The 14,805-nt window shown below is 58.0% G+C and carries 17 protein-coding genes; 12 read left to right on the forward strand and 5 right to left on the reverse strand.

Features of this window, described 5'->3' with window-relative positions:
• The first annotated feature begins 1 nt into the window (after position 1).
• The 3 genes from ACZ5A6_RS09310 to ACZ5A6_RS09320 all read left to right on the forward strand — a co-directional run bounded on the left by ACZ5A6_RS09310 (position 2) and on the right by ACZ5A6_RS09320 (position 3,027).
• Positions 2 to 898, forward strand: coding sequence for a LysR family transcriptional regulator VtlR (locus ACZ5A6_RS09310; RefSeq protein WP_003513405.1), 897 nt, complete (start codon positions 2 to 4; stop codon positions 896 to 898).
• A gap of 598 nt (positions 899 to 1,496) precedes the next feature.
• A complete protein-coding gene (locus ACZ5A6_RS09315) occupies positions 1,497 to 1,787 on the forward strand; it encodes an ArsR/SmtB family transcription factor (protein WP_003513408.1) in 291 nt (96 codons plus the stop codon).
• A gap of 127 nt (positions 1,788 to 1,914) precedes the next feature.
• Positions 1,915 to 3,027, forward strand: coding sequence for an alkene reductase (locus ACZ5A6_RS09320; protein WP_038491733.1), 1,113 nt, complete (start codon positions 1,915 to 1,917; stop codon positions 3,025 to 3,027).
• 56 nt (positions 3,028 to 3,083) lie between these two features.
• Here ACZ5A6_RS09320 and ACZ5A6_RS09325 read toward each other — a convergent pair whose 3' ends face one another.
• Together ACZ5A6_RS09325 and ACZ5A6_RS09330 are read right to left on the reverse strand one after the other, a co-directional pair.
• Positions 3,084 to 3,473 (reverse strand): DUF6220 domain-containing protein, encoded by a 390-nt coding sequence (locus ACZ5A6_RS09325; RefSeq protein ID WP_038491736.1) that lies wholly within the window; start codon positions 3,471 to 3,473, stop codon positions 3,084 to 3,086.
• Complete coding sequence (locus ACZ5A6_RS09330) at positions 3,473 to 4,510, reverse strand: NAD-dependent epimerase/dehydratase family protein (RefSeq protein WP_174061044.1); 1,038 nt, start codon at positions 4,508 to 4,510, stop codon at positions 3,473 to 3,475. Before ACZ5A6_RS09330 ends, ACZ5A6_RS09325 begins: the two co-directional genes overlap by 1 nt.
• Before the next feature lie 63 nt (positions 4,511 to 4,573).
• Between ACZ5A6_RS09330 and ACZ5A6_RS09335 the strand changes: the two genes are divergently transcribed.
• On the forward strand, positions 4,574 to 5,545 hold the full coding sequence (locus tag ACZ5A6_RS09335) for a LysR family transcriptional regulator (protein WP_019565231.1): 972 nt from the start codon (positions 4,574 to 4,576) through the stop codon (positions 5,543 to 5,545).
• A gap of 109 nt (positions 5,546 to 5,654) precedes the next feature.
• On the opposite strand, the gene ACZ5A6_RS09340 is transcribed toward ACZ5A6_RS09335, so the two are convergent.
• Complete coding sequence (locus ACZ5A6_RS09340) at positions 5,655 to 5,921, reverse strand: DUF2188 domain-containing protein (protein ID WP_003513427.1); 267 nt, start codon at positions 5,919 to 5,921, stop codon at positions 5,655 to 5,657.
• Between the two features lie 197 nt (positions 5,922 to 6,118).
• Here ACZ5A6_RS09340 and ACZ5A6_RS09345 point away from each other — a divergent pair, with 197 nt between their 5' ends.
• Positions 6,119 to 7,225, forward strand: coding sequence for a calcium:cation antiporter (locus ACZ5A6_RS09345; RefSeq protein ID WP_174061043.1), 1,107 nt, complete (start codon positions 6,119 to 6,121; stop codon positions 7,223 to 7,225).
• 59 nt (positions 7,226 to 7,284) lie between these two features.
• On the opposite strand, the gene ACZ5A6_RS09350 is transcribed toward ACZ5A6_RS09345, so the two are convergent.
• Positions 7,285 to 8,487 (reverse strand): pyridoxal phosphate-dependent aminotransferase, encoded by a 1,203-nt coding sequence (locus tag ACZ5A6_RS09350; RefSeq protein WP_003513431.1) that lies wholly within the window; start codon positions 8,485 to 8,487, stop codon positions 7,285 to 7,287.
• A gap of 209 nt (positions 8,488 to 8,696) precedes the next feature.
• Here ACZ5A6_RS09350 and ACZ5A6_RS09355 point away from each other — a divergent pair, with 209 nt between their 5' ends.
• The 4 genes from ACZ5A6_RS09355 (at position 8,697) to ACZ5A6_RS09370 (ending at position 11,786) form a co-directional block, all read left to right on the forward strand.
• The gene (locus ACZ5A6_RS09355; RefSeq protein ID WP_038491745.1) at positions 8,697 to 9,626 is read left to right on the forward strand and encodes an EAL domain-containing protein; all 930 of its coding nucleotides are present in this window, start codon (positions 8,697 to 8,699) and stop codon (positions 9,624 to 9,626) included.
• Between the two features lie 145 nt (positions 9,627 to 9,771).
• Positions 9,772 to 10,083, forward strand: coding sequence for a hypothetical protein (locus ACZ5A6_RS09360; RefSeq protein ID WP_083211489.1), 312 nt, complete (start codon positions 9,772 to 9,774; stop codon positions 10,081 to 10,083).
• A gap of 141 nt (positions 10,084 to 10,224) precedes the next feature.
• On the forward strand, positions 10,225 to 11,127 hold the full coding sequence (locus tag ACZ5A6_RS09365; protein ID WP_065687153.1) for a DMT family transporter: 903 nt from the start codon (positions 10,225 to 10,227) through the stop codon (positions 11,125 to 11,127).
• A gap of 443 nt (positions 11,128 to 11,570) precedes the next feature.
• Complete coding sequence (locus ACZ5A6_RS09370; protein WP_003494703.1) at positions 11,571 to 11,786, forward strand: cold-shock protein; 216 nt, start codon at positions 11,571 to 11,573, stop codon at positions 11,784 to 11,786.
• Between the two features lie 92 nt (positions 11,787 to 11,878).
• Here the strand turns inward: ACZ5A6_RS09370 and ACZ5A6_RS09375 are convergent, their stop codons facing one another.
• Complete coding sequence (locus ACZ5A6_RS09375) at positions 11,879 to 12,523, reverse strand: MBL fold metallo-hydrolase (protein ID WP_003513437.1); 645 nt, start codon at positions 12,521 to 12,523, stop codon at positions 11,879 to 11,881.
• Positions 12,524 to 12,757: 234 nt separating this feature from the next.
• Here ACZ5A6_RS09375 and ACZ5A6_RS09380 point away from each other — a divergent pair, with 234 nt between their 5' ends.
• From ACZ5A6_RS09380 to ACZ5A6_RS09390, 3 genes are all read left to right on the forward strand, one after another.
• The gene (locus tag ACZ5A6_RS09380; RefSeq protein WP_003513439.1) at positions 12,758 to 13,357 is read left to right on the forward strand and encodes a DUF1236 domain-containing protein; all 600 of its coding nucleotides are present in this window, start codon (positions 12,758 to 12,760) and stop codon (positions 13,355 to 13,357) included.
• A gap of 201 nt (positions 13,358 to 13,558) precedes the next feature.
• A complete protein-coding gene (locus tag ACZ5A6_RS09385) occupies positions 13,559 to 14,086 on the forward strand; it encodes a MarR family winged helix-turn-helix transcriptional regulator (protein WP_003513440.1) in 528 nt (175 codons plus the stop codon).
• A gap of 2 nt (positions 14,087 to 14,088) precedes the next feature.
• The gene (locus ACZ5A6_RS09390) at positions 14,089 to 14,802 is read left to right on the forward strand and encodes a response regulator (protein WP_003513441.1); all 714 of its coding nucleotides are present in this window, start codon (positions 14,089 to 14,091) and stop codon (positions 14,800 to 14,802) included.
• The last annotated feature ends 3 nt before the right edge of the window (positions 14,803 to 14,805 follow it).

The raw sequence follows: 14,805 nt of genomic DNA on the forward strand, positions 1-14,805 counted from the left end.
AATGCCATTGGACTGGGATAAACTGCGCATTTTTCATGCCGCAGCCGAAGCGGGGTCTTTTACCCACGCTGCCGACAAGCTGCATTTGTCCCAGTCGGCCATCAGCCGCCAGGTCAGCGCGCTGGAGCAGGATGTTGGCGTGAAGCTGTTTCACCGCCACGCCAGAGGTCTTATCCTCACCGAGCAGGGCGAACTGCTGTATCGCACCGCCCATGACGTGTTGCTGAAGCTCGAAACCGTCAAGATGCAACTGACCGAAACGACGGAGAAGCCGAGCGGCAAGCTGCGCGTGACGACGACGGTTGGTCTCGGCCAAGGCTGGCTGACGGACAAGGTGCAGGAATTCCTGCAGCTCTATCCGGAAATGTCGATCCAGCTGATCCTCGACAATGAGGAGCTGGATGTGAACATGCGCCACGCCGATTGCGCCATCCGCCTGCGCCAGCCGCAACAGTCCGACCTTATCCAGCGCAAGCTGTTCACGGTGCACATGCACGTCTATGCGGCGCCGTCCTACATCAACCGCCACGGCGAGCCGCAGTCGATCGAGGATCTGGACAACCACCGCATCATCTCCTTCGGCGAACCGGCACCTAACTATCTGCTTGATGTCAACTGGCTGGAAAATGCGGGACGCTCGTCGGACAACACCCGCATTCCGCATCTTCAGATCAACAGCCAGACCTCGATCAAGCGCGCCTGCCTGCTGGGAATAGGTATCGCCTGTTTGCCGGATTACATCGTCGGGCGCGATCCGGGATTGATTCAGTTGTCGCTTGCCGCCGATATTCCCTCGTTCGACACCTACTTCTGTTACCCGGACGAGATGAAAAACGCTGCAAAACTGAAAGCCTTCCGCGACTTCGTCGTTGCCAAGGCACGGAACTGGAACTTCTGACGTTTAAATAGGCCAGCGCCACAAAATATCATACTAATTCATGGAGTTGGCCGTCCCAAGATGGCGGCGCGCCAGACGCGCCGCACTTCAGCTTTGCACATAAATTATACCGGAAATATCTAGACCTGCATCGTACGCATGCCTGACCTGCACAAAAAAGAGTTGTTTCGTGCACAAAAAAGCACCATATCGCTCTCAGTTGATGCACACGGTGGCTTTTCCTCCCAGTTCCACCGCATCAGCTGTTCCCCTCTGGAGGTTTTTGACCTTCACACTTAAAGGGCCCTGGATTTATCCGGCGGCCCTCTTTTTTTACCCGCAAGAATTTTCTCCAATTTGGCGAAATATCGCATGATGCAACCTTGTTTTGCATTCTTGCCACTCCCATATTTCAATCAGCTGTCACGCCTGCCTATGCACGCGACAGCTGTTCCCCTCTGGAGGTTTTAACCTTCAAACTCATTGGCCGCGGAGAAATCCGGCGGCCATTTTTTTGCGCGCTGTTCTCGGCTCGGGTGACTACCTCACAGAGACGTGAATTGTATATCGAAAACTATCGATATAAATATCGGACATGTCAGATATTAGAGAAACGCAGATGAACCCGGAGGAAATCCTCAAAGCCCTTTCACACCCCGCAAGGCTGAAGTTCCTCGAGTGGCTGAAGAGCCCTGAAAGTCACTTCTGTCAGGACCATCCGCTCAGCATGGGCGTATGCGCCAATCAGTTCCAGATCAGCGGCCTGTCGCAATCGACGGTCTCCTCACATCTGGCGGTTTTGCAGGCGGCTGGCCTGATAAGGTCAAAGAAAGTTGGGCAATGGGTGTTTTTCGAACGCAACGAGGAAACCATAGACGCCTTCCGCAATTATCTGCAAGCCAATCTTTGAGCCTCCCAAGCTTATAAGACCGGGGCGTCGGACCGGAAACTGCAAGGCGGTTTTCTCTCCGATGCCCATACATTAGGAAAGCGCGCCAGCCGCGCAATTTCGCCAACCGACCAGAAAGTGAAGTCGCATGACAAGTCTTTTCGAACCGGCACAGGCCGGCGATATCGCACTCGCCAACCGTATCGTCATGGCTCCCCTCACCCGCAACCGCTCGCCGGGGGCAATTCCCAACAATCTCAACGCCACCTATTACGAGCAGCGCGCAACAGCCGGGCTGATCGTGACCGAAGGCACGCCGATTTCCCAGCAAGGTCAGGGTTACGCGGATGTTCCGGGCCTCTACAAGAAGGAAGCGGTTGAGGGCTGGAAAAAGATCACGGATGGCGTGCATGTCGCCGGCGGCAAGATCGTCGCGCAGATTTGGCACGTGGGACGCATTTCCCACACCTCGCTTCAGCCGCATGGCGGACAGCCGGTCGCCCCTTCCGCGATTATCGCCAAGTCCAAGACCTATATCATCAATGATGACGGCACCGGCGCGTTTGCGGAAACCTCCGAGCCCCGCGCACTGACCATCGACGATATCGGTCTTATCCTTGAAGATTACCGGACCGGCGCGCGCGCCGCACTTGAGGCTGGTTTCGACGGTGTCGAAATCCATGCCGCCAACGGTTATCTGATCGAGCAGTTCCTGAAATCCAGCACCAACCAGCGCACCGACGAATATGGCGGCTCGATCGAAAACCGCGCCCGCTTCCTCCTGGAAGTCGTGGATGCGGTTGCAGAAGAGATTGGCGCAGGCCGCACCGGCATTCGCCTGTCCCCCGTCACGCCCGCCAACGACATTTTCGAGGCCGACCCGCAGCCGCTCTATAATTACGTTGCGGAAGAACTCGGCAAACGCAATCTCGCCTTCATCCATGTTGTTGAAGGTGCGACCGGTGGTCCGCGCGACTTCAAGCAGGGCGACAAGCCCTTCGATTACGCAACCTTCAAGGCCGCCTATCGCAGTGCGGGCGGCAAGGGCCTGTGGATCGCCAACAATGGCTACGACCGTGAGAGCGCCATCGAGGCGGTGGAAAGCGGCAAGGTTGATGCCGTGGCCTTTGGCAAGGCCTTCATCGCCAACCCGGATCTGGTGCGCCGCCTCAAGGACAACGCGCCGCTGAACGAGCCGAACCAGCCGACCTTCTATGGTGGCGGGGCTGAAGGCTATACCGACTACCCTGCTCTTGGCTGATCAGTGCTAAACTTGAAACGCCGCACCGCTCCACAGCGGTGCGGCGTTTTGCCGTTTCAGGAAAGGCCTCGCGCCTTCCGCGCAGCAAAGTCTGAAAATGCGCCCATTACGAAGGCGTTGGCCACATGCAGCGCCTGCAGAAAGCCACTGCCCGTTTCCCGACCGATGCTCATCAACGCCACCTGAAGGCAGTAGAGAGCGAGCAGCACGAGCGCGCGCCCAAGGTTTGGCCGGAGGTCATCATGACGAAGGGCGAGCACGACCAGAGATACAATGGGAACGGCGATCAGCATGCCAAGCCCTTTGTGAACCACAAGCAGCGATCCGTCATAATAGATCGACAGCCCGGCCAGCAGCACCTGCGCGAAAATCAACACCGGCACGCCTGCCGAAATCACGGCGAACATACGGCGCCGCCGGGAAAATCCATTAGCCACTGTAACCATCACACCCTACCCCCGGCATCGGTCGCATGATGAAGGCCCGCCGGTTGCTGCACCTCGGCGAGACACCCAAGGCTCGCCAGTGTTTCCGATACTGCCGCATCGATCGGCGTTCGCGGTTCCGCGCCGAGGAATTCGACAAGCTTGCGGTTGCTCATCCGGATCGGCATCTGCCACAGATATTTCATTTCCATGACTTCGCGGAACAGGGGAACGAACGGTGCAGCCAGCCCGACGGCTAACCACGAAAGCCGCCGCATCTTGACCGGATGGCCGACGGCCCGCTCGATTGCCCCAACCAGTTGCAGACCGTCGAAATCCCAGACACCCTCCATGTGGTAGACGGCAAACGTCTGAAGCTCGTCCGAGCGATCGAGCAGCCGTCCGATTATCTCCGCAACATCCGGCAGATAGGCCCATTGATGCCCGGCATTCGGTACTGCTGGATTCTGAACACTGCGAACCGGCTTGCCCGGTCGCACCAGCATCTGCGAAAACCAGTTGTTCTTCGCGTCAGGACCAAAGAAATCACCGGTGCGGACGATCAGGACCGGCACGCCGCGCATCGACGCCATTTTCAAACGCCGCTCCATTTCAACGCGCAAGGCGCCCTTGCGGGTGAAAGGCTTTTGGGGGCTGTCCTCCGTCAGAAGCGGAAAGGCATCCGGGCCAAAATTATAGATGCTGCCTGGAAACACGATCCTTGCCCCGCAGGCCTCGGCAGCGGCAATGGTATTGTCGAGCATCGGCAGCACTTGGCTGTCCCAGTTGCGATATCCCGGAGGATTGACCGCATGTACGATGAGCCCGGCGCCTTTTGCCGCCTTCACCACATCCTCCCGGTTCATGGCATCACCAATCACGCGCTCGATGCCATCGACGGCATCAACTGGTGCCGATCGGCGAGTCATCGCCCGCACCCGCCAGCCGCGCTGCAACAACATCTTCGAGACATGGCTGCCGACGCCACCATTCGCCCCAACAATCAGCGCCAGAGGCCGGTTATTCTCTGCTGTATTTGCTTGGATTTCATATATCATTGCCATTACTCCTTCTTCTGGGCTGGAGTATCGGGCCATCAGGCGATATACGAAATTGTCCAAATGAGTGGAGCCGCTATACAAAATCTTATAATCAGAAGCCGCGATGTCAGCTGGGATTTTTACCGCACCTTCCTCAGCGTGCTGCGCGACGGCTCGCTTTCCGCCGCCGCCCGCGAACTCGGCATTACCCAACCGACAGCTGGACGCCATATCGGAGCGCTGGAAGAGGCCATCGGCTTTCCGCTGTTCATCCGCTCGCCGCACGGGCTGATGCCGACGGAAGCGGCGCTGGCGCTCCGGCCCTATGCGGAAAATCTGGCGGCGACGGCCGCAGCCCTTATGCGGGCGGCCTCCGGCGAGGTCGGCAAGATCGAAGGAACCGTGCGTATCAGCGCATCGGACATCATCGGCGTTGAAATGCTGCCGCCGATCATCGCTGCCATGCAGGAGATTCACCCCCGGCTTGAAATAGAACTTTCACTCTCCGACACGTTGGAAGACCTTTTGCGGCGCGAGGCTGATATCGCCATCCGCATGACCGAACCGCAGCAGGATGCCATCGTCATGCGCTATATCGGCAATTTCCGTCTGGGATTTCATGCCACACGCGACTATCTGGCAAGAGCCGGCATCCCGAAAAACATGGAAGAACTGAACAACCACCGTATGATCGGTTTCGACCGCAAGACGCCTTTCATCAGGGCGGCGATCCAGCGCATGCGCTCGCTTGATCCGGAAATACCCGATATCGAAGAAATTTCCTTCGAAATTCGCGCCGACAGCAACCTCGCCCAGCTTGCCATGATCCGCGCCAGCGCAGGCATCGGCGTCTGTCAGATCGGCCTGGCGCGCAAGGATCCGCGGCTTGTCCAGGTCCTTCCGAAAACCGACATCCCGCTGCACGCATGGGTCGCGATGCATGAAAATCTCAAGACCTCGCCGCGATGCCGTGCCGTGTTCAGCGCCCTTGTCGACGGCCTGAAGGCCCACCTGAAGGAAACCGATCCGGGCGCCCCGCCGCAACGACGCTAGCGCCATTACAGCATCGATGCCGCGCGGCCTTGCGCCCGCAAATCCGCAAGACAGACCGGCGAAGCATGGAGGGTGATGCTGTTCTCACCGGAAATGTTGACGCACTTCATCAAAACGGTCTGGCCGGCGGTGAAATCTTGTCGACCACTTCCGCCTCCGGCCGGTCGCCGCCCTGGCTGTATTCCTCATGCCACTGGCCGCGTTCGTCCTGATAGCTGATTTCCTCATCATCGCCGCCCACCTGCTGTTCGGCAGCAACGATGCGCGCGGCCTCGACCGCATCGGCATAGGTAGGAAATGTTTCGGAATAAGCGCCGTTCATGCGGTAGGCGAAGCCACCGTCATGTTCCACGACTTCATATACCACTTTTGTCATGCATGTTCCTCCTGTTTCAGTAGGCGACATCGCAACCACAACCGCGCTTCAAGCATTGCACCCGACGGGGGACAACACGGCATGAGCAGCATGTCCTTGACCGTAACACTATCCTACCAAAAGCACTCAAGCGCAAATCCTGCTTGATCTTAACGACGATACGTCACAGCCTCACACTCTCAGGGGAAGGGAAATCGATGGCGGGTTCTATTTTAAAGCAGGAGCGCATGTTGCTGCTGGCAATACCGGTGGCAGTCGTCGCCTATATGGCCGAACATGCGATATTCGAGGCCGGCAAAACGGCGTCGCTGATTGCCGCGATCGCCCTGATCGGGATGATCGTTCTGGTGTCGATGCGGGTTGCCCACCACGCCGAAATCCTCGCCGCCAAGGTCGGAGACCCCTATGGCACGATGATCCTGACGCTGTCTGCCGTGGCGGTGGAAGTGTTGATCCTTGCCATCATCATGAGCGAATCCAATTCGCCGACGCTCGTGCGTGACACGATCTATTCCGCCGTGATGATCGACATCAACGGCATTCTGGGACTGGCCGCCCTGCTGGGAGGCCTTCGCCACGGCGAGCAGCCCTACAATGACGATTCAGGCAAGACCTACGGCGTCATGATCCTGACTGCCATGGGCATCTCGATGATCGTGCCGGAATTCATCCCCAAGGAAAGCTGGCACGTCTATTCCGCCTTCACCATCGTCGCAATGATCGCGCTTTATGCGCTGTTCCTGAAAATGCAGGTTGGTCCGCACAGCTATTTCTTCAGCTACGCCTATCCCCGCAAGGCTCATCCCAGCGGTCATCCATCCGGCGATCACACGGAGGACGAGGAAGAGGGCAGCGTGTCCCTCTCCATCGGTCTCATCATCGCGGGCGTCGTGCTGATCGGCGTGCTGGCGGAATTCATGGCGGCCTTCCTAAGCCAGAGCCTCGAGGGCACAAGCGCGCCACCGGCACTGATGGCAGTCGTGGTCGCGACGATCTCCGCATCACCGGAAATCCTGACCGCGCTCAGGTCCGCATTGCGCAACCGCATGCAGGCCGTGGTCAATATCGCCATGGGCGCATCGCTTTCGACGGTCATCCTCACCGTCCCTGTGATGGAGGGCATCGCACTCTACACCGGTCAGCCGTTCATCATGGCGATGACGCCGGTTCAGACGGTCATGGTCTTCATCACCCTCATTGCCGCCGCCATCAACCTCAATGACGGTGAAACCAACGCGATCGAGGGAATGACGCATTTCATCCTCTTCGCCACCTTCATCATGCTGTTGTTTCTCGGGCTTTAGCCGCAACAAAAAAAGCCCGGCATCGCTGCCGGGCTTCTTCGTTCAAGATCGCAAACCGATCAGCGGCAATCGGCGCAGAAGCGCTGGATGCGCTTGCAGGCCTCTTCCAGCAGTGCTTCCGACGTGGCGTAGGAAATGCGGAAGTTCGGGCCGAGGCCGAACGCCGATCCCTGCACGACGGCAACACCTTCGGCTTCCAGAAGCTCGGAGACGAAATCCACATCCGACTCGATGACCTTGCCGGACGGCGCGGTCTTGCCGATCATGCCGGCGCAGGACGGATAGACGTAGAATGCGCCTTCCGGAGCCGGGCAATTGATGCCTTTAGCCTGGTTGAGCATGGAGACGACGAGATCGCGGCGGCCTTCAAAAATCTTCTTGTTGGCCGGAATGAAATCCTGCGTGCCGTTCAGCGCTTCGACAGCCGCCCACTGAGCAATCGAGCTGGCGCCCGAGGTCTGCTGGCCCTGGATCATATCCATGGCCTTGATGAGCGGCAGCGGGCCGGCTGCATAGCCGATACGCCAGCCGGTCATGGCATAGGCCTTGGAGACGCCGTTCATCGTAAGCGTGCGGTCATAGAGCGAAGGCTCCACCTCAACCGGCGTGACGAATTTGAAGTCGCCATAGGTCAGGTGTTCGTACATGTCATCAGTCAGCACCCAGACGTGCGGATGCTTGACCAGCACGTCCGTCAATGCCTTCAGCTCGTCATGCGAATAGGCAGCGCCCGAAGGGTTGGACGGCGAGTTGAAAACGAACCACTTGGTCTTCGGCGTGATCGCCTTTTCCAGCGCTTCCGGCTTCAGCTTGAAATTGTCTTCGAGCGTCGTGTCGACGAAGACAGGCGTACCGCCGCAGATCGCCACCATTTCGGGATAGCTGACCCAGTAAGGTGCAGGAATGACGACTTCGTCACCCGGGTTGAGGGTGGCCATGAAGGCGTTGAAAAGGATCTGCTTGCCACCGGTGCCGACGATGGTCTGCTCCGGCTTGTAGTCCAGACCATTTTCGCGCTTGAACTTGTCGGCAATCGCCTTGCGCAGTTCAGGAATACCTGAAACGGGCGTGTATTTCGTTTCGCCGCGCTTGATGGCGTCAATGGCGGCTTCCTTGATGTTTTCGGGCGTATCGAAATCCGGCTCGCCGGCGCCAAGGCTGATCACATCGCGGCCCTTCGCTTTAAGCTCACGGGCTTTCTGGGTAACAGCGATGGTGGCGGATGGCTTTACGCGGGAGAGAATGTCGGCAAGGAAGGCCATTTTTAATCGGTCCTGTTGTGGTTGACATCGGCAGAGGCGGAAAATCCTGTCTTCTGCGGCATTTTCTATGTCGAAAGACAGGCGCTCTTTCAAGGTCAAAAGCAGCATATGTGACACGGGGAAGAATTTAAACCTTCCTTAACCCGGAAGTAACGCTTGATGCGCTATATTCTCCGGCTAGAGGTCGTGTCTCTGTAGCTGGTTGAAAAATGGCGCCCAAAAGCATCTTTTCCAGTCTTGTCCGCGAGGTCGATGGCACATGGTCCACGGCCTATGGCACCTTCAACTTGAAATCCGCCCTGCAGCCCATCTTTCGCCGAACGATGAACGGCGCTCTCGACATCGATTCCTTCGAGGGTCTGGTGCGTCCCCATCGCAACGGCGAACCGGTGACACCGGGTGAATTCTTCTCGCTGGTGGCGCCTGAAGATATAGAGAATATCGACAGTATTCTGCGCACGATCCACATTCTCAATACCGGCAGGCTCAATCGTTCGCGCGCCCGCGTCTTCGTCAACTTCCATCCGGGCCTGTTCCAGACCCCGGCCAAGATGCGTCAGGAAGTGGAGCGCATGCGCCTTACCGCCCACGAGGCCGGCATGACGGCAGACCGCATCGTCTGCGAAATCTCCGAGAAAAAAGTCTCCGATACGCAGATGGTCGCCGACTTCGCCTATCATATGCATGACATCGGTTTTCGCGTGGCGCTGGACGATTATGGCGCGGGCGATTCCGACATTGACCGGGTGAAACTCATCAAGCCGGACTATGTGAAATTCGAGGCAGGCTGGGTGCGTGATTTCATGCAGAATTCGGCAGGCGCCGCCCTTCTGCGCGTCATCGTCAGCCAGTTTCGCGACGATGGGATAGAGCCGGTGTTCGAAGGACTGGAAACCGGCAGGCAGGTGGATATCTGCGAGGACCTCGGCGTCCTGCTGATGCAGGGATACGTTTTGGCAAAACCCGAACTAGCACCGACGAGTTTCGACGCTCGCTTTCCCGAACTCGGCAGCGGATATTTTTCACCCTCGCCAAGGTCGGACAGAAGCGCTGCGACACCGGCATTCCCGCGTGAAGACCGCCCAGCCGAGCCGCATACCCTGCGCCAGACCCGAACCTTCGGAAAACGCGGCCTTTGAGGCCGTTGACAGCGAAATTGTCCCGAAATCGGCTTTGCCACGATATTGCCACAATAAATACTGCGGAACGCCTGAATTCGGTCTCCAAGCCGTCCATTTCGAAGCCTCTTTTATCCTTTGAGAACAGGGACAAGAGGCGATCGCCATGTTTACCAACGACAGGACATCAGTTGAACGGTTAAGGGCGCAGAGAACGCTGTTTTCCCTCTGGATGGCCATTGCCGCCTTTCTTGTCGTCGTTACCATGGCCGCCGGGATCGCAACCTCGGCCAATGCAGCCTCTCAGGCAATCGACACCCTGCAGACATCCTCTATTCCGCAGGTGACGGCAACCGCGCGGGCGGGCGGCCACCTGTTGCTGGTTATCTTCTCCGCCGCAGCCTTCATAAGCCTCGGCATAGGCGGCCTCGCGCTTACCCGGCGAAGCCTGAAGGACGAGGCCCGCCGCCACAAGTAAGCCGCCCTCTCCTCGACTTGCGGCATCGGCGTGTTGCTGCTAAAGCACAGGGGAAGTCGTCAGAACGACGTTTCAAAAATCCCCGAAATGCCAAGGCCGCGACGGAATGATCTTCGGGCCCCTGCTGTGCTGGTGCCATCAATGACGCGTATTCAGGCCAACATGCTGCTTCTGCTCGCCGCGGCGATCTGGGGAGGCGGTTTCGTCGCACAATCGTCCGCCATGGCCTCGATCGGGCCATTCTGGTTCGTCGGTTTACGCTTCGCCATTGCCGCCATCGCCGTGCTGCCATTCGCCCTGATGGAAAACCGCTCGAAAAAATCGCCGCCACGTCGCAGGGAAATCGGCGGCTTCATCCTTGTGGGCCTCGCCCTGTTCGGCGGCGCGACGACGCAGCAGGTGGGGCTTTTGACTACAACCGTCACCAATTCCAGCTTCCTGACGGGACTTTACGTCATCTTCGTGCCCGTGATCGCCGTCGTTCTTTACCGGCGCCATCCCCACTGGATCGTCTGGCCCGGCGCCCTGATGATGCTGGGCGGAATATTCCTGCTCTCGGGCGGCGCATTCGAGGCGCTGACGCAGGGCGATATTCTCAGCATCATCTGCGCCTTCTTCTGGGCAATCCAGATTACGCTTGCAGGTCGTTTCGTTTCCGAAAGCGGACGGCCGCTTGCGCTCTCATGCACTCAGTTTGCGATTTGCTCTCTCTTGAGTTGCATGATCGGCCTTGCGGTAGAACCCATCAGCATGGCGTCCATAGAGGGGTCGCTGGCGGAAATTCTATACGTCGGCCTCGTATCCTCCGGCCTCGCCTTCGTTTTGCAGGTCGTCGCCCAGCGGTATACGACCGCGCCGCAGGCTGCGATATTTCTCTCTTCAGAGGCGCTTTTCGGTGCCTTGCTGGCGTCGATTTTCCTGAAGGAAACCATTTCCAACGCCGGTTATATCGGCTGCGTGATTATTTTCGCCGCTATATTGATCGTCGAACTGGTGCCGGAACTGACGCGTAAACGGCAAAAAACCGCCGTTGGAACGGCCTGACGCAGAAAGAACTGATTTTTCTGTTTCGAGGAAAAATCGTACCGCCGCATTCAAAATTTTGCCCGGAAACCGAAGGCAACCGGCAATTATTTCATCAATTATCAAATATGCGGAAAAAATGTGCGACTACGCGCAGGAATTCTACCGCAGGTTTTTATCCGACAAAAAGCCCGTGAAAACTTTTGCTTGCCAATTTTCCATAAACGCAGCAATCTACTGCGGTTCGGGCAATTTGCGAGCATGGGAAGGCCTATAAATTTGCGCACTGGGGACGCTATAAACCTCGGGCGGTGGGACGAAAAACGTTGGATGAGAACGCCATTACTTCCCGCTGTGAAGGTCCTTTTTCTCAATAGTCAAGAGCTGCCTGCCAACGCCCTCGCGGGGCAAAACTGTAATGCTGCCTGTAGCTGAACGCGGGCAGAGCGAAAAGGACCTGATGCATGGCCGAAACTGGCACCGTAAAATTCTTCAACACAGACAAAGGCTTCGGCTTCATCAAGCCAGACAATGGTGGCGCTGATATCTTTGTTCATATCTCTGCCGTACAGGCTTCCGGCCTGTCCGGACTTTCAGAAAATCAGAAAGTGAGCTTCGACACGGAACCGGATCGTCGCGGCAAGGGCCCGAAGGCAGTCAATCTGCAGATTGCTGGCTAACCCTAAAACGGCTTTCATTTCTAGTTGAAGCCCGGCAGGAATGCCGGGTTTTTTTATGCCCAATCCGGAGGCGCCAATACGCGCCCGGAAACTCAGATCCCCTTGAGATAGGGGTTGGTGCGCCGCTCCTCGCCAAGCCGCCCACCGGGGCCATGGCCGCAGATAAATCCGACATCATCACCCAGCGGCAGCAGCTTGTCGCGAATGGACGCCATCAATTGCTCGTGGTTTCCGCCCGGCAGGTCGGTACGCCCCACCGACCCCGCAAACAGCACATCGCCGACATGGGCGAATTGCTGGTCGCGATTATAATAGATGACGTGACCTGGAGCGTGACCCGGGCAATGGTAGACTTCAAAGACATGATCCCCGAACGATACCATGTCGCCCTCATTCAGCCACCTGTCCGGCAAAACGTTCTGAAGACCGCTGATGCCGTATTTCTCGGCCTGGGTCTCGATCCTCTCGAGCAGCGGCCGATCGTCCTCATGCGGGCCGATCACCGGCAGGGAAAGCTTCTCGCGCAGTTCCTTGGCGCCGCCGGCATGGTCGAGATGGCCGTGCGTCAGCCAGATTTCCTTGAGCGCGATGCCGTTTTCGGAAACCACCTGAAGAATGACATCCACATCCCCACCGGGATCGACGATAACGCCTTCCTTCGTATCCTCATCGAAGAGAATGGTGCAGTTCTGCTCGAACGGCGTGACCGGAATAATGCCCGCCTGCAACTTTCCCATATCCCGTGTCTCCCTGTCTGACAAATCCGGCCTCCTATAGCCTGCGGCCGGTTCCGGCACAATGGCGGAGGAAAAAGCAACGGTTTCCGGTGACCTTGCCACTCCCAAAAAATATGAGCTAATTCAATTAGATATCGGAAATGTTCCCGCCCGAGACGGGAGGTATCTGTGAAAAATGTGGAACGCCCTGAAGGCTGCGACGTTGTAGGTCCAGTCTTAAAAGGAGTGAGACACATGGACAAGACGCTTAAAATGCTCATGGCTGGCGGCGCTTTCGCCCTGATGGCCGGTTACGCAAACGCCGCCATGGTCGCCACAACAGCATCGGACGTTTCCGTTCGTTCGGGCCCAGGCGAGGATTATCCCGAGCTTGGCCTTGCCACCCGTGGCAGCAATGCGGTTCTCGATGGCTGCATGGACGGCAGCAGCTGGTGCCGAATCGAAGTCAACGGCCTGCGCGGCTGGGCACATGCGGATTATCTGAATGTCATGTATGAGGGCTCTCCCGTCATTCTCGAACAGCGCCGCTCCGATATCAGCGTGCCGGTCGTGACTTACGAGAAGACCTCGAGCGTACAGGCAGAACCCAACCCCGGCGACCCAAACCTTGGCCGCGTCGGTGAAGTCAATCCGCCCGAAACAGTCATCTCCTATATTGACGAGCACCCTGCGGACACTGTCACCTTTGATGGCGAGGTAGCGGTCGGCAGCACCCTGCCCTCCGATACCCGGCTCGTGGAAATCCCTGATTACCAGTACCGCTACGTTCAGGTGAACGACGTGCCTGTTCTGGTGGAGCCATCGACGCGCCGGATTGTCTACGTCTACCAGTAGACGCGAACTCGATACCGGCAGCATGAAACCAATGAAGAGCGCGGGCTTTCCGCGCTCTTTTCTATTTCCGGTAATGGCAGTCAGGATTCCAGTTGCACCGGCACCCGCAGCATATTATCCACCGCAACAGAAAATGATCGCGGCATCCTCCCGAGCGGACGCATTTTCGGCTATGTTTACAGAATATTGGCGCATCGACGCATGTCAGCCGCAGAATATGAAGGAACCGCAGTGCCACCGCAATCGCTCAAAACCGCAGCCGCCAGGCAGACACCGGCACTCCCGAAGGTTGACGACGGCAAGATCGACTTCGATACGATAGAGGCGCTGTTCTTCGCGTATCGCGATTTCGTCTCCGATCCAGATGTCATTCTTTCGAAACTGGAATATGGGCGCGCGCATCACCGGGTAGTCTATTTCGTCAGCAGGCAGCCCGGCATGACGGTGGCGGATCTGCTCGACACACTGCAGATCACCAAGCAGAGCCTTGCCCGCGTGCTCAAGCAATTGATCGACGACGGTTATATCCGCCAGATGGCTGGCCCGGAAGACCGCCGCCAGCGCAGGCTCTATCCGACGCTGACAGGGCGCGAACTGGCGCTGGCGCTGAGCGAGCCGCAGTCGCGGCGGATCGACCGTGCGCTGGAAGGGCTTGGACCCGACGCCCGCGCCTGCGTTCGCAAGTTTCTGGCGCAGATGCGTAGCCCGACACCGGGGGAAGGCGACTGACGATGGCCACGGCAACGACAAAACTCCCCCCCGCTGATGACGATGCGGCCCACCTTCTGATCGTCGATGACGACGCCCGCATTCGCAATCTTCTGCAACGTTTCCTCGGCGACAAGGGATACCGCATCTCCGTCGCAGCCGATGCGGCAGAAGCCCGGCGCAAGATGGTCGGCATCCGTTTCGACCTTCTCATTCTCGACGTGATGATGCCGGGGGAAAACGGGCTTTCGCTCACCCGGTCGCTGAATGAGAACAAATCCGTGCCGGTCATTCTCCTGACCGCCCGCTCGGAGGCGGATTCGCGAATTGCTGGGCTGGAAGCCGGCGCGGATGATTATCTCGCGAAGCCTTTCGATCCGCGCGAACTTGTCCTTCGTATCAACAACATCCTGCGGCGCAACACTTCGCCGGATACGCCCAAGATCGAACAGATCATGTTCGGCCCCTACAGCTTCTCTATCCCCAGGAAGGAATTGCGGCGCGGCGCTGAAACGATCCGCCTGACGGATCGCGAACAGGAGATCATGCTGCTCTTTGCGCTTCGCGCCGGCGATACCATTCCACGGCACGAGCTGGTCGAGGCGGAATCCGAAGTGGGCGAAAGAACAATCGACGTGCAGATCAACCGCCTTCGCCGCAAGATCGAGGACGACCCTGCCAACCCGGTCTATCTGCAAACGGTGCGTGGCATCGGCTACCGCCTGAGCGTGGATTGACAA

This window comes from Agrobacterium sp. 6Ca8 (assembly GCF_055382765.1).

What these genes read in the sequence shown, in the direction of transcription:
- ACZ5A6_RS09310 (WP_003513405.1), top strand. Translation starts at nt 2, where the DNA reads ATGCCATTGGACTGGGATAAACTGCGCATTTTTCATGCCGCAGCCGAA.
- ACZ5A6_RS09315 (WP_003513408.1), top strand. Translation starts at nt 1,497, where the DNA reads ATGAACCCGGAGGAAATCCTCAAAGCCCTTTCACACCCCGCAAGGCTG.
- ACZ5A6_RS09320 (WP_038491733.1), top strand. Translation starts at nt 1,915, where the DNA reads ATGACAAGTCTTTTCGAACCGGCACAGGCCGGCGATATCGCACTCGCC.
- ACZ5A6_RS09325 (WP_038491736.1), bottom strand. Translation starts at nt 3,473, where the DNA reads ATGGTTACAGTGGCTAATGGATTTTCCCGGCGGCGCCGTATGTTCGCC.
- ACZ5A6_RS09330 (WP_174061044.1), bottom strand. Translation starts at nt 4,510, where the DNA reads ATGATATATGAAATCCAAGCAAATACAGCAGAGAATAACCGGCCTCTG.
- ACZ5A6_RS09335 (WP_019565231.1), top strand. Translation starts at nt 4,574, where the DNA reads ATGAGTGGAGCCGCTATACAAAATCTTATAATCAGAAGCCGCGATGTC.
- ACZ5A6_RS09340 (WP_003513427.1), bottom strand. Translation starts at nt 5,921, where the DNA reads ATGACAAAAGTGGTATATGAAGTCGTGGAACATGACGGTGGCTTCGCC.
- ACZ5A6_RS09345 (WP_174061043.1), top strand. Translation starts at nt 6,119, where the DNA reads ATGGCGGGTTCTATTTTAAAGCAGGAGCGCATGTTGCTGCTGGCAATA.
- ACZ5A6_RS09350 (WP_003513431.1), bottom strand. Translation starts at nt 8,487, where the DNA reads ATGGCCTTCCTTGCCGACATTCTCTCCCGCGTAAAGCCATCCGCCACC.
- ACZ5A6_RS09355 (WP_038491745.1), top strand. Translation starts at nt 8,697, where the DNA reads ATGGCGCCCAAAAGCATCTTTTCCAGTCTTGTCCGCGAGGTCGATGGC.
- ACZ5A6_RS09360 (WP_083211489.1), top strand. Translation starts at nt 9,772, where the DNA reads ATGTTTACCAACGACAGGACATCAGTTGAACGGTTAAGGGCGCAGAGA.
- ACZ5A6_RS09365 (WP_065687153.1), top strand. Translation starts at nt 10,225, where the DNA reads ATGACGCGTATTCAGGCCAACATGCTGCTTCTGCTCGCCGCGGCGATC.
- ACZ5A6_RS09370 (WP_003494703.1), top strand. Translation starts at nt 11,571, where the DNA reads ATGGCCGAAACTGGCACCGTAAAATTCTTCAACACAGACAAAGGCTTC.
- ACZ5A6_RS09375 (WP_003513437.1), bottom strand. Translation starts at nt 12,523, where the DNA reads ATGGGAAAGTTGCAGGCGGGCATTATTCCGGTCACGCCGTTCGAGCAG.
- ACZ5A6_RS09380 (WP_003513439.1), top strand. Translation starts at nt 12,758, where the DNA reads ATGGACAAGACGCTTAAAATGCTCATGGCTGGCGGCGCTTTCGCCCTG.
- ACZ5A6_RS09385 (WP_003513440.1), top strand. Translation starts at nt 13,559, where the DNA reads ATGTCAGCCGCAGAATATGAAGGAACCGCAGTGCCACCGCAATCGCTC.
- ACZ5A6_RS09390 (WP_003513441.1), top strand. Translation starts at nt 14,089, where the DNA reads ATGGCCACGGCAACGACAAAACTCCCCCCCGCTGATGACGATGCGGCC.